General features: G+C 68.2%; 10 protein-coding genes. 5 read left to right on the forward strand and 5 right to left on the reverse strand.

The features are described from left to right. The first annotated feature begins 25 nt into the window (after positions 1-25). Positions 26-625 (forward strand): DUF3043 domain-containing protein, encoded by a 600-nt coding sequence (locus ABH915_RS12835; RefSeq protein WP_026266367.1) that lies wholly within the window; start codon positions 26-28, stop codon positions 623-625. Between the two features lie 102 nt (positions 626-727). On the opposite strand, the gene ABH915_RS12840 is transcribed toward ABH915_RS12835, so the two are convergent. After that, complete coding sequence (locus tag ABH915_RS12840) at positions 728-1,801, reverse strand: quinone-dependent dihydroorotate dehydrogenase (RefSeq protein WP_370121819.1); 1,074 nt, start codon at positions 1,799-1,801, stop codon at positions 728-730. A 126-nt stretch (positions 1,802-1,927) separates the two neighbouring features. Between ABH915_RS12840 and ABH915_RS12845 the strand changes: the two genes are divergently transcribed. Together ABH915_RS12845 and ABH915_RS12850 are read left to right on the forward strand one after the other, a co-directional pair. Beyond that, the gene (locus tag ABH915_RS12845; protein WP_370121822.1) at positions 1,928-3,622 is read left to right on the forward strand and encodes an FAD-binding dehydrogenase; all 1,695 of its coding nucleotides are present in this window, start codon (positions 1,928-1,930) and stop codon (positions 3,620-3,622) included. 45 nt (positions 3,623-3,667) lie between these two features. After that, positions 3,668-4,639, forward strand: coding sequence for an alpha/beta hydrolase (locus ABH915_RS12850; RefSeq protein WP_018773085.1), 972 nt, complete (start codon positions 3,668-3,670; stop codon positions 4,637-4,639). A 6-nt stretch (positions 4,640-4,645) separates the two neighbouring features. Here the strand turns inward: ABH915_RS12850 and ABH915_RS12855 are convergent, their stop codons facing one another. The 3 genes from ABH915_RS12855 to leuA all read right to left on the reverse strand — a co-directional run bounded on the left by ABH915_RS12855 (position 4,646) and on the right by leuA (position 8,184). After that, positions 4,646-5,497 (reverse strand): isoprenyl transferase, encoded by an 852-nt coding sequence (locus ABH915_RS12855; protein ID WP_018773086.1) that lies wholly within the window; start codon positions 5,495-5,497, stop codon positions 4,646-4,648. 20 nt (positions 5,498-5,517) lie between these two features. Further along, positions 5,518-6,270 carry a DNA repair protein RecO gene (gene recO, locus ABH915_RS12860; RefSeq protein ID WP_018773087.1) on the reverse strand — a complete coding sequence of 251 codons (753 nt, stop codon included), beginning with the start codon at positions 6,268-6,270 and terminating at the stop codon, positions 5,518-5,520. Between the two features lie 174 nt (positions 6,271-6,444). Continuing rightward, complete coding sequence (gene leuA / locus ABH915_RS12865; protein WP_370121827.1) at positions 6,445-8,184, reverse strand: 2-isopropylmalate synthase; 1,740 nt, start codon at positions 8,182-8,184, stop codon at positions 6,445-6,447. Positions 8,185-8,436: 252 nt separating this feature from the next. On the opposite strand from leuA, the gene ABH915_RS12870 reads away from it, so the two are divergent. After that, on the forward strand, positions 8,437-10,389 hold the full coding sequence (locus ABH915_RS12870; protein ID WP_370121830.1) for a M13 family metallopeptidase: 1,953 nt from the start codon (positions 8,437-8,439) through the stop codon (positions 10,387-10,389). A 181-nt stretch (positions 10,390-10,570) separates the two neighbouring features. Beyond that, complete coding sequence (locus tag ABH915_RS12875) at positions 10,571-11,311, forward strand: TetR/AcrR family transcriptional regulator (RefSeq protein ID WP_370121833.1); 741 nt, start codon at positions 10,571-10,573, stop codon at positions 11,309-11,311. A 141-nt stretch (positions 11,312-11,452) separates the two neighbouring features. Here ABH915_RS12875 and ABH915_RS12880 read toward each other — a convergent pair whose 3' ends face one another. Next, a complete protein-coding gene (locus ABH915_RS12880; RefSeq protein ID WP_370121835.1) occupies positions 11,453-13,024 on the reverse strand; it encodes an LCP family protein in 1,572 nt (523 codons plus the stop codon). Positions 13,025-13,031: the final 7 nt, after the last annotated feature.

Genomic DNA, 13,031 nt, shown 5'->3' on the forward strand with positions numbered 1-13,031 from the left:
TGTGTCTGCGGGGTATTCTTTAGGGGTGTTTGGACGTAAAAAGGAAGCGCCATCGGCGCAGGACGTAGTTGACCAGCAGGCATCCGAGGCAGCAGCCCGTAGCGCCGTGACCGGCAAGGGCGCACCCACGCCCAAGCGCAGCGCCCAGGAGGCGGCCCGCAAGCGGCCCCTCGTGCCGGAGGACCGCAAGGCTTCCAAGGCTGCCGAGCGCGCCGCCGTCACGGAGCAGCGGCTCAAGATGCGGCAGGCCATGGACACCGGTGATGAGAAGTTCCTGCCGCTGCGGGACAAGGGTCCGCAGAAGCGGTTCGCCCGTGATTTCGTCGATGCCCGCTTCAGCCTTGGCGAATTCCTCATGTTCGGGGCCCTGCTGTTTGTCATCATCTCCTTGCTCGTGCCGGCCTCCAGTGCACAGATGGTCTACGTCCTGGGCGCCTTCTGGGTCATGTTCCTCGCGGTTTTCGTGGACGTCTTCATCCTCTCCCGCAAGCTCAAGAAGCGGCTCGGCGAAAAGTTCGGCGACGTCGAGCGCGGCACCGTCTGGTACGGCTCCATGCGCTCCCTGCAGTTCCGCCGCCTGCGCCTGCCCAAGCCCCAGGTCCGGCGCGGCGAGTACCCCGCTTAACATTCCCTTCCACTATTTTTCAACCGAGAAGCCCCCGGCAGTCACCTGCCGGGGGCTTCTTGGTTGCAGCGAAAAGATCCGGGCCCGAGTACCCCGTGAGCTTTAGCGCCGGCTCGGGTGGGAGGCCAGCAGCCGGTTGATGCGGGCGGCCCAGAAGGGGCCCTCATAAAGGAACGCCGTGTAGCCCTGGACAAGGGTGGCGCCCGCGTCCAGCCGTGCCTGCACATCCTGCGCCGTTTCGACGCCGCCCACCGAGACCAGGGTCAGTGCTCCGCCGGTGACGGACTTGAGCCGGGCCAGGACCTCCAGGGACCGCTTCTTCAGGGGTGCTCCGGAAAGACCCCCTGCCCCGCACGCCTCGACCTTATCGGGGCTGGAGGCGAGCCCGGTGCGGGCGATCGTGGTGTTGGTGGCGATGATGCCGTCCAGCTTCAGGTCGAGCGCCAGTCGCGCGACGTCGTCGATGTCCTCATCGCTGAGGTCGGGCGCGATCTTGACCAGGAGGGGAACGTGGCGGCCGGCGGCCTTGTCCGCCTCCTCCCCCACTGCGCTCAGCAGCGGGCGCAGGGTCTCCACGTCCTGCAGCAACCGAAGCCCGGGGGTGTTGGGCGAGCTGACGTTCACCACGAGATAATCCGCTGCGGGAGCAAGGCTGCGCGCGCTGATCAGGTAATCGGACACCGCGTCATCGAGCCCAACCACCTTGCTCTTGCCGATGTTCACCCCAATCACGGGCCGGACGCCGGGGTGCTGGCGCTGCAGGGCGGCGCGGGCGGACTTGAGGCGCGGGGCCACCGCCGCGGCGCCGTCGTTGTTGAACCCCATGCGGTTGATGACGGCCCTGTCCTCCACAAGGCGGAAGAGCCGCGGCGCCGGGTTCCCGGGCTGGGCCTGGCCGGTGATGGTGCCCACCTCAACATGGCCGAAGCCGAGCTCGGCCAGCGCCTCGATGCCGAGGCCTTCCTTGTCGAAACCGGCCGCCAGGCCAAACGGCGACGGGAAGGTCAGGCCGAACGCCTGGGTCTGCAGTGACGCCGCCGGGGCGGTGAACTTCTGCAGCAACCGCCCGGCACCGCAGCTGTGGGCGAGGCGGATGGCCTTGAAGCCGATCTTATGGGCGCGTTCGGCGTCCATCCATGAGAAGGCCAGCCGGAAGAATGTGGGATATACGCGCATGCCTCTAGTTTTCCGGTTCGGGCCGCGCAGACCAAACCAGTGCGCCGGCGACTGCCGTTGTGACTGCAACGCCGCACGCCCCGGCCCCGGCGGCCGAAGGGCACCGGGGCGAGTTAGCATGAAGCCATGACCAGCGATGAGGGTGTCGGAACGGGCGGCCGTGGGGCATCAGGGCGCGGGATCGAGGCCGACGTCGTGGTGGTCGGCGCCGGCCTGGCCGGGCTCGTGGCCGCGGCCGAGGCCTATGCCGCCGGCCGCCGGGTGGCGGTGCTCGATCAGGAACCCGAGGCCTCCGTCGGCGGCCAGGCGCACTGGTCCTTCGGCGGCCTTTTCCTGGTCAACACCCCGGAACAGCGGCGGCTCGGGGTGCGGGACAGCGAAGAGCTGGCCCTCGCCGACTGGCATGCGTCCGCGGGCTTCGACCGGCCGGAGGACGCCCTGGCGAAGGACTGGGCGGCGGCGTACGTGAACTTCGCCGCCGGGGAGAAGCGCGCCTGGCTCGCCTCGCTGGGCGTCGGGCTGTTTCCCCTGGTGCAGTGGGCCGAACGCGGTGGCTACGGTCCGGACGGCCACGGCAATACTGTCCCGCGCTTCCATGTCGCGTGGGGCACGGGACCTGCGCTGGTGGCCCCCTTCCTTGCCAAACTGCGCGAAGGCGAAGCTGCCGGCCGCGTGTCGTTCCATTTCCGCCACCGAGCCACTGGGCTCGTGAAAACCGCGGGCCGGGTCAGCGGCGTGCGCGGCGAACTGCTCGAGGCCAGCGGCGCGCGCCGGGGCGAAAGCTCTTCACGGCGTGTGGCCGGGAGTTTCGAGGCTGCGGCCGCGGCCGTGGTGGTGACAAGCGGCGGGATCGGCGGCAACCACGATATGGTCCGCAAGCAGTGGCCGGGCGGCGCGGCGCCGGAGCGGATGTTGAGTGGCTTGCCGGCATCCGTGGACGGGGATTTCCTCCCCGCCGTGGGCCGCGCCGGCGGACACCTCATCAACGGGGACCGGATGTGGCATTACCCGGAGGGCATCCACAACCATGCCCCGGTATGGCCGGGGCACGGCATCCGAATCCTGCCCGGGCCGTCGGCCCTGTGGCTGGACGCGACCGGGCGGATGCTCCCGCCTCCCCTGTTTCCGGGCTTCGATTCCCTCGGCGCCCTCCGCCACATACTGGCCACGGGACATGCCCATTCATGGTTCGTCCTGAACCGCAGCATCGCCCTGAAGGAGTTCGCGCTGTCCGGATCCGAGCAGAACCCGGATCTCACGGGCAAGGATGTCCGGCGGCTGGCCTCACGGCTGAAGCCCGGCAGCGACACGCCGCTGCAGCTGTTCCTGGACCGCGGGGTCGACTTCCTGCAGGCACGGGACCCCGCCGGGCTGGCCGGCCGGATGAACGAGTTGACGGGCGGGCAGCTCATCGACCCCGCGGCCCTGGAGCAGCTGATCCGCGACCGGGACCGGCAGTTTTCCAGCGGGATGGGCAAGGATCCGCAGCTTGCGGCGATCCGGGCAGCGCGGCGCTTCGCCACCGACAAGATCATGCGGGTGGCGCCGCCGCACCGGCTGCTGGATCCGCGGCACGGTCCGCTGCTTGCCGTCCGGCTCTCGGTCCTGACGCGCAAGAGCCTTGGCGGTGTGCAGACGGATCTGCAGTCGCGGGTCCTGGATGCCGGTGGGCAGCCGGTGCCCGGGCTGTTCGCGGCCGGTGAGGCCGCAGGGTTTGGCGGCGGCGGAATCCACGGCTACCGGGCACTCGAGGGGACGTTCCTGGGCGGGTGTCTCTTCTCCGGACGTTCGGCGGGCCGCGCCGCGGCGTCCGCGGCATAGCCGGCACGCAGCAAGCACAGAGTAAGCAGCGCAGGAGGAAAGTCGATGCAGTGGCGGACCGACATTCTGGGGGATGATTTCCAGGCGTGCGCCTTCGAGGCCGCCGGCCCCGACGGTGTGCTGCGCACTGCCACCCTGGTCCGCCATACCCCGCTCCCGCCGGCACCCTCGGGGCTGCCGGCCCGGGCCGTGCTGTTCCTGCACGGCTGGAGTGACTATTTCTTCAATGAGGAGCTCGCGGAATTCTGGGCGGGGCAGGGGTTTGAGTTTTTCGCCCTCGACATGCACAACCATGGCCGCAGCCTGCGCCCCGGCACCCACGGCGGCTACGTCGCGGACCTGGACAACTACGACGCCGAAATCACCGCAGCGATCGGGATCATCGGCTCGCTCCGGCCCGCCGGTGCGGCTCCGCAGGTGACGCTGATGGGACACTCCACCGGCGGCCTGATCGCTGCGCTGTGGGCCGACCGGCATCCGGGGGTGGTGTCACAGCTGGTCCTGGACAGCCCGTGGCTGGAAGTCCACGGCAGCCCCGCCCTGCGCCGGGCCGCGCGGACCATGGTGGAGCCGTTCGCCCGGTTCTGGCCAGAGTCAGTGATCCGGCTGCCCGAGCGGGCCTTCTACTGGCGCAGCATCAGCAGCGCCGCGGAGGGCGAATGGGCCCTGGACGATGCCTACCGCCCGCCGCATGCCTTTCCGGTCCGCGCCGGCTGGCTCAGCGCCGTGCTCGCCGGACAGTCCAGGGTCGCCCGTGGCCTGAACATCGATGTACCCATCCTGGTGCTCATCTCGGGCGCCAGCGCCAACGGGATGTTCTGGAAGGAGTCGATGCGCCGCACAGACGCGGTCCTGGACGTGAACACGATCGCCCTCCGCGCGCTCAGCCTGGGCCGCACCGTCACGCTGGAGCGGATTGACGGCGCCCTGCATGACGTTTTCCTCTCCGCCCCGCGGGTCCGCGCGGACGCCTATGCCCGGCTGTCCCGGTGGATTAGGGCATACGTCTACGATTGACGCGGATCAGCTGACCTGGCCGCCCGCGGCGGGAGCGGCATCGATGGCTCCACCGTAGCGGCGGTCCCGCTGTGCGTAGATCTCGACGGCGTCCCACAGGGTCCGGCGGTCCACGTCCGGCCACAGGGTATCCAGGAACACGAACTCGGCGTAGGCCGACTGCCACAGCATGAAATTGGACAGCCGCTGTTCCCCCGAGCTGCGCAGGAACAGGTCAACGTCGGGCAGGTCGGGCTCGTCCAGGAACTTCTGGATGGTCCGCTCGGTGATGGCGCCCGGCTTGAGCCGGCCCTGCGCCACTTCCTCGGCGATCGCGGCGACGGCGTCGGCGATCTCGGCGCGCCCGCCATAGTTGACGCACATGTTCAGGGTGCAGGTGCTGTTGCCGCGGGTGTAGTCCTCGGCCTCTTCAAGCTCGCGGATCACCGAGCCCCACAGTTTCGGACGCCTCCCGGACCAGCGGATGCGAACCCCCCAGTCGTCGAGTTGGTTCCGCTGCCGGCGCAGCACGTCCTTGTTGAAGCCCATCAGGAAGCGCACCTCCTCGGGGGACCGCCGCCAGTTCTCGGTGGAGAAGGCGTACACGCTCACGTGCTCGATCCCCAGCTCGATCGCGCCGGCCATGACGTCCAGCAGCGCAGGCTCCCCCGCCTTGTGGCCCTCGATCCGCGGCAGGCCGCGCTGGTTAGCCCAGCGCCCGTTGCCGTCCATGACGATCGCCACATGCCTCGGGATGAACTCCGCGGGAATCGCGGGCGGAACAGCGCCGGACGGGTGCGGATACGGAGCCACCACCGGGGTGGTCCGCCGCCGGCCGTTGGCCTGTTTCGCCTGGCTCTTCTCCAGGTTCTTTCCCAAGCTTCTTCCCAATGCCACTTTTACGTTCGCTCCACATGTTTGAGGGATTTCAGGACTCGTTCCAGGTGCCACTGGAGGTAGCTGGCCACCAGCCCGGCCGCTTCCCGGCGGTGGACGGACGCGGAGGCGTCCGCCGTCGTCCAGTTCCCGGTGAGCAGGGCACCCATCAGGAGCACCGTCTCCGGGGCCGGGGCGGGCGATCCCGGCGGCCGGCACGCGTGGCAGACCATGCCGCCAAGCGGCGCGGAAAAGGCGGTGTGCGGCCCGGGCGCGCCGCACCGGGCGCAGTCGGTGAAGCTGGGCGCCCAGCCGCCGGTCGCGAGGGCGCGGAGCAGGTAGGAATCCAGGATGAGTTCGGGGGCGTGGTCGCCCCGGCTCAGGGACGCGAGGGCACCTACCAGCAGGTTGTATTGGGCGGTTCCGGCTTCGCCGTCGACGTCCGTGAGCTTCTCAGCCGTCTCGGTCATGGCGGCCGCCACCGTGTACCGGCCATAGTCCGCGGCGATGTTTCCGCCGTAGGCGCCCTTGGCCACGGCCTGCGTGACGACGTCCAGGGTGCGCCCGGAAATCAGCTGGAGATCGGCTACCATGAACGGTTCCAGCCTGGCACCGAACCGGCTGCTGGTGCGCCGGACGCCCTTGGCCACCGCCCGCACCTGGCCGTGGTGCTTGGTCAGCAGGGTGATGATCCGGTCGGCCTCGCCCAGCTTGTGGGTGCGCAGTACGACGGCGTCATCACGGTAGGCGCGCGCTGCGAAGGATTGTTGGACCACAGTTAATCTTCGCACTGTCTTTGCGGAATCACGGCATGGGCAGCACCGCCGAGGTGAAACGCGTTGGCAAAAAACTGCGCCGCCGGAGTGTTCCGGCGGCGCCGTATGTGTTGGTTCAACAGTGCCCGCCCGTCCGCGGACGGATCAGGCAGGTTCAGTTCAGGCAGGGTCGGATCAGGCGCGGGCGTCCCGGATGGCGCGGTTCACGGCCGAGATGACGGCCTTGAGGGCGGACGTGCTCGTGTTGGCGTCAATCCCCACGCCCCAGAGCACGCGCTCACCCACGGCGCATTCGACGTACGCGGCGGCGAGGGCGCTGCCGCCCTCGGAGAGTGCGTGTTCGCTGTAGTCCAGGACCCGGACGTCCACGCCGTCCTCCCGCAGGATGCTCAGCAGGGCCGCGATGGGGCCGTTGCCGGTCCCGGTCCGGCGGACCTGGGTCCCGTCGATCTTCAGGGCGGCGGTCAGGGTCATGTCGCCGTCTTCGTCCGTCTCGGTGCTGATCGAGCCGAGGGCGTAGCGGCCCCACTGCCTGTCGGCAGAGCCCGAGGGCAGGTACTCGTCCTGGAAGACCTGCCACAGCTGGGGTCCGCTGACTTCTCCGCCAACCGTGTCGGTCCGCTTCTGGATGACGCCGGAGAACTCGATCTGGGCGCGGCGCGGCAGGTCCAGGCTGTGCTCGTTCTTGAGCAGGTACGCGACGCCGCCCTTGCCGGACTGTGAGTTGACCCGGATGACCGCCTCGTAGCTGCGGCCAAGGTCCTTCGGGTCCACCGGCAGGTAGGGGACCTGCCAGGTGTAGTCGGCCACGTCCTTGCCCGCCGCGGCCGCGTCCTTTTCGAGGGCCTCCAGGCCCTTCTTGATCGCGTCCTGGTGCGAGCCGGAGAACGCCGTGAAGACGAGGTCTCCGCCGTACGGGGACCGCTCGGCCACGGGCAGCTGGTTGCAGTACTCCACCGTGCGGCGGATTTCGTCGATGTCGGAGAAATCGATCATCGGGTCGATGCCCTGGACGAACATGTTCAGGCCCAGCGTCACCAGGTCCACGTTGCCGGTCCGTTCGCCGTTCCCGAAGAGGCAGCCCTCGATCCGGTCTGCGCCGGCCAGGTAGCCCAGCTCGGCGGCGGCGACGCCGGTGCCGCGGTCGTTGTGCGGGTGCAGGGACAGGATGATGCCTTCGCGCGGGTGCAGGTTCCGGCTCATCCACTCGATGGAGTCGGCGTAGACATTGGGGGTGGCCATTTCCACCGTGGCGGGCAGGTTGATGATGACCTGCCGGTCCGCCGAGGCCTCGAAGACGTCGGCAATCGCGTTGCAGACCCGGATCGCGTACTCCAGCTCGGTGCCGGTGAAGGACTCGGGCGAGTACTCGTAGGTGATGTGTGTATCGGCGAGGGTTTCCTCGTACTTCTTACACAGCCGTGCACCCTGCAGGGCGATGTCCAGGATGCCGTCTTCGTCCTGGTTGAAGACCACCCGGCGCTGCAGGACGGACGTGGAGTTGTAGAGGTGGACGATTGCCTGCTTCGCCCCGACCAGGGACTCGTAGGTCCGCTCGATCAGGTGCTCGCGGGCCTGGGTCAGCACCTGGATCGTGACGTCGTCGGGGATGTGGTTGCCCTCGATCAGCTGCCGGACGAAGTCGAAGTCGGTCTGCGATGCCGAGGGGAACCCGACCTCGATCTCCTTGTAGCCCATCCGGACCAGCAGGTCGAACATCTTCAGCTTGCGGGCCGGGCTCATGGGGTCAATGAGGGCCTGGTTGCCGTCGCGGAGGTCCACGGCGCACCAGCGCGGGGCCTTGGTGATGACCTTGTCCGGCCAGGTGCGGTCCGGCAGTTCAACGGTGATCTGGTCCTGGAACGGGACGTAACGGTGGACCGGCATTCCTGAGGGCTTCTGTGCGTTTCGCATTACAATCGGGGCCTTTTCTGTGATTCTTGGTGAAAGGGTGGCCGGGCAACACAAACTCCGCAGCGAGGGTGGGCCTTGCGCTAGATCGCGTCTGAGGCCTCGCCGCGGCAGCTAAGAAGGAGCAGTTCTGCGCGCACCTTTTCACAGTAACACGGGTGCGTAAGATGAAGGAGCCAGACCACCGTAACGTCCACCATGCAGACCGTGCGCCGGCAAACGCTCCGGGCCGGACTGCCTCTCAAAGGAGCATCCGTGCCACTTTCGGGGATCGATCTGTCCACCATCGACGCCAGCGTCCGCCCGCAGGATGACCTGTACCAGCATGTGAATGGCGGCTGGCTCAACAGCACGGTCATCCCGGACGACCGGCCGCTGGAAGGCACGTTTACCGCCCTGCGCGACGCGTCGGAGCTCGCGGTGAAGGAGATCATCGAGCAGGCCGCCGCACGCGGCGCGGAGGCTACCGGCATCGAGCGCAAGATCGGGGACCTGTACAACAGCTTCATGGACGAAGCGGCGGTCGAGGCCAAGGGCCTGGACCCGCTCCGGGCGCGGCTGGCGGAGGTGTTCGCGACGACGTCGGTGCCCGCTCTCGTGGCGCTGGCCGGGCGGCTGTTCCGCGCCGACGTCTCCGGCCTTTTCTACATTTACCCCGCCCCGGATGCCGGAAACCCGGACCGGGTCCTGCTCTACACCGGCCAGGGCGGCCTGGGCCTGCCCGATGAGTCCTACTACCGGGAGGCGAAGTTCGCCCCGATGGTCCAGGCCTACCGTGCACATGTGGGGGCCATGCTGGGCCTCGCGGACGTGGCCGACCCCGAGGGGGCGGCCGGCCGCGTGGTGGCGCTGGAAACTGCGCTTGCCTCGCACCACTGGGACAACGTGACATTGCGGAATCCGCAAAAGACGTACAACTTGAAGTCCGCGGAGGAAGCGGCGGAGCTGTTCCCCCTGCTGGCCGACTGGTTCGACGCGGCCGGCATAGAGCCGGAAAAGCGTGCCGAGCTGGTGGTGAGCACCCCGGATTTCTTCTCCGGCGCGGCCTCGCTGCTGGACTCCGAACCGCTGGCGACCTGGCAGGAATGGCTCGCCATGCGGGTGGTCAGCGCGGCCGCCCCGTACCTGTCCTCCGAGTTCGTGGACGCGAACTTCGCGTTTTATGGCACCACCCTGAGCGGTACGCCGCGGATCAAGGACCGCTGGAAGCGCGGCGTCGCGGTGGTCGAGGCGGCCCTCGGGGAGGCGGTCGGCCAGATCTACGTGGCCGAACATTTCCCGGAGGGGCACAAGGCGCGCATGCAGACCCTCGTGGCCAACCTGATCGAGGCGTACCGGGAGTCCATCACGGGGCTGGCCTGGATGGGCGAGGCAACCAAGCTCGAGGCCCTGAAGAAGCTGGATTCATTCCGCGCCAAGATCGGCTTCCCGGACAAGTGGATTGACTACTCCGCCGTGGAGATCGACCCCGCCGATCTGCTCGGGAACGTGGAGCGTGCGCACAGCGCCGACGTCGACCGCCACCTCGACGAGGTCGGCAAGCCCGTGGACCGCGAGAAGTGGCTGATGACGCCGCAGACGGTCAACGCCTACTACCATCCGCTCCTGAACGAGATCGTGTTTCCCGCTGCCATGCTGCAGCCCCCGTTCTTCACTGCCGACGCCGATGACGCCGTCAACTACGGCGGCATCGGTGCCGTGATCGGCCATGAAATCGGCCACGGCTTCGATGACCAGGGCTCGCAGTACGACGGCAGCGGCCTGCTGCGCAACTGGTGGACCGAGGACGACCGCACCGCCTTCGAGGCTCTGACCTCCCGGCTCGTGGCGCAGTTCGATGCCCTCTCCCCCACGGCCGCCCCCGGCCACACCGTCAACGGCAAGCTGACCCTGGGCGAGAACATCGGCGACCTGGGCGGCCTCGCCATCGGCTATAAGGCCTACCTGATCAGCCTCGACGGGCAGGAACCGCCGGTGCTCGACGGCATGACCGGGGTGCAGCGGTTCTTCGCGTCCTGGGCCGCGGGGTGGCGGCAGGTCATCCGGACTGAAGAGGCCATCCGCCGGCTCGCCACGGATCCGCACTCCCCCAACGAGTTCCGCACCAACGCCATCGCCAAGAACCTTGACGCCTTCCATGCAGCGTTCGGCGTCACGGACCGGGACGGCATGTGGATGGCACCGCAGGAGCGCGTCAGCATCTGGTGACCAGAGGACCCGGGGTGATGCGGATGCCGCGGGCCCCGGGTCCGGCCGGAGCACCCCGCCCCACTGCCGTCCCTAATGAGGGCTTTGTTCTCTGTCGCCCTGCCGGGGCAGAGTATTCACTGAACATAAGGGACTCGGATCCAGCGGAGGGAACGTGTTCGCGGTGGGCAGACTGATCCGGTTGTTCGTCCAATCGGCATTGCTGGCAGAAGACCGGACGGGAGCTGCCCCCTTATCCGGCGGTCAAGGGGGCGACGGCGCGGGAACGAGGATCCGCGATGCGGCCGTCTCCCACTATGCGACCGTCGGGTTCGGCCGACCGGGGCTGGACGAGATCGCACACGCTGCAGGCGTCACGACCAATGAAATCGTTGAGCTTTTCGGAAGCGAAGAAGAACTTCGCCAGGCATGCGACGACTACGTGCTCCAAGCGCTGGTGGGGTGGGCCCGTGAAAAGGCCACGCTGGAGGGCATGGGCGAGGTTATGCGCTCCTACCAGGCTGACCCCGGCAGCTATCAGGCACAGATTAGCTACCTCGGACGCGTCGTGGCTGAGAACACACCCGCCGCAGCCCGGTTCATCGACGTCCTTACCGATGAGAGCGAGACGATCATCAGGGCCGGCATTTCGGACGGCACGATGCGCCCCTCCGACGACCCGCGGGCGCTGGCCGTCCTGACCGCCACGATGGTCGTGGGCTTGATAACCATGGGACCGCACATTGAACGCACCCTCGGGCTGCCGGCTTCACAGCAGCAAATGCTGCTCCGTCTCGCTCTGCCGGCCTTGGAGCTATACACCCACGGCCTGTACACCAACGACTCTTACCTGAGACTCGTCCGAAACGCCGTCTCAGCCCTCCAGCCGGAGCGCCATGAGCGGGAGACGCCGGGCACGGGATCTTCGGAGGCACCAGCGTAGCCGGGCGGCCACGGAGCAGGCCTGCTGCGACGGCTGCGGCGCCGAAACAACACCTCCGCAGGCCGTCGCCCAAAACCCCTGACCAGAAAAAGGGTCCCCGTTCAGGGAAGTCTGAACGGGGACCCTTTTTTGCGGGCGGGGTTAGCGCGTGATCAGTTCCGGGTTGGCCTGCTGGCAGACGGTGTCGCCGGCGGTCTGGTTCACGATGTCCTTGGGCAGCTGCGGGGCAGCAGCGGCGGCGGTCGGCGTCCCGTTGGCGAAGTCACTGCCCAGGTAGACCTGGACCCCGGTTACTCCGGCGGCCGGGAGCACCCGATCCGGCGCCACGCCGAGCAGGGCCGCGACGTCCGCGGCCACGTCAGCGGAGTCCGCACCGTAGTAGACCGCCGTCGCGGCGACGGGCGGAGCCGTCAACTGGCCCACCTGGGTGAAGCCGGCGCCCTTGATGGCCTGCATGATTTCCTGGGTCCGGGCCGGAACGCCCGAGCCGTTGGCCACGGTGACGGGCTGCAGCGTCTTGTCATACGCCGGGGCGGTGGGGCTGGGAGTCGGCGTCGGCGTGGCGCTGGCACTCGGGGAAGTGCTCGGCTTCGCGGTCGGATCCGTCAAGTCCACGTCGTTGCGCATGGCGGCGAACAGCTGGGATGCCGCGGGCTCGGCCAGCTGCAGCCGGTTGATGTCCGCTTCGGCCGGGACTGTCGGGGTGGCAACGAAGGCTACCTTGCCGACGTCGATGTTCTTGAGCCGGTTGCCCACGGTCAGCAATGTCGGCACCGAGGCCAGGCCGTCGTCGATGGTCAGGTTCTTGGTGATCGCGTCCGCGATGCCAAGCATCCGGGCCGGGTTGGTGAGCGTGCCGTCGTCCTTGATCTTCCGGGTCAGGGCCGACAGGAAGCCCTGCTGGGCCTTGATCCGGCCGAGGTCGCCGCCGTCGCCGAAGGCGTGCCGGGTGCGGACGAAGGACAAGGCCTGCTCGCCCTGGACGGTGGAGGTGCCCTTGGGCAGCCGCAGCTTCGAATCGGGGTCGTATACGGCGTCGCTGACACACACTGACACGCCGCCGACGGCGTTGGAGAGTTCCTTGACGGCGTTGAAGTCGGCCATCATGAAGTGGTCGATTTCCAGGCCGGTGAGCTTATTGACGGTGTCCACGGCGCAGCCGATGCCGGCCTCGGACATTGCCGAGTTGATCATGACACCGGTCTGGGCCGGGTACTCCTTGTTGGTTTTCGGGTCCTTGCATTTGGGGATATCGACCAGCAGGTCGCGGGGGAAGCTGACCACGTTGACCCGCTTGTTGTCCGCGGAGATGTCCATCAGCATCATCACATCCGAGTGCCCGTAGCCGGTCGCGTCATCGCTGGTGCCGTACTGCGAGTTCTTCCCGTCGCGCGTGTCCGAGCCAAGGATCAGGATCTGCATCCGGTCCGTCGAATCGTTCACGGCACCCTCGGTCTTGGTGCTGCCGGCGCTCAGCGGGGCCTTGGTGAGGTTGCCCTGGAGCCGGATGGCCCAGTAGGCGCCGAAAGCGATCACGCCGACCAAAAGCACGGCCACCACGCCCGTGAAGACTTTCAGCCAGGTGGGGGTCCGGCGGGCGGAGCCGAGGTGGCGGGCCGGACCAACGGCGGGATCGGCCGTGTGCCGGGCAGCGGCCGTTGACCGGGCCGGCGGGGCGGATCCGTCGGCACGGTTGTCGCGGGGTCGAACCACTTGTTGA

The sequence above is a fragment of the Arthrobacter sp. MW3 TE3886 genome, from assembly GCF_041262145.1.
In the GTDB taxonomy this organism is placed as follows: domain Bacteria; phylum Actinomycetota; class Actinomycetes; order Actinomycetales; family Micrococcaceae; genus Arthrobacter.

What these genes read in the sequence shown, in the direction of transcription:
- ABH915_RS12850 (WP_018773085.1), top strand. Translation starts at nt 3,668, where the DNA reads ATGCAGTGGCGGACCGACATTCTGGGGGATGATTTCCAGGCGTGCGCC.
- ABH915_RS12845 (WP_370121822.1), top strand. Translation starts at nt 1,928, where the DNA reads ATGACCAGCGATGAGGGTGTCGGAACGGGCGGCCGTGGGGCATCAGGG.
- ABH915_RS12840 (WP_370121819.1), bottom strand. Translation starts at nt 1,801, where the DNA reads ATGCGCGTATATCCCACATTCTTCCGGCTGGCCTTCTCATGGATGGAC.
- leuA (WP_370121827.1), bottom strand. Translation starts at nt 8,184, where the DNA reads ATGCGAAACGCACAGAAGCCCTCAGGAATGCCGGTCCACCGTTACGTC.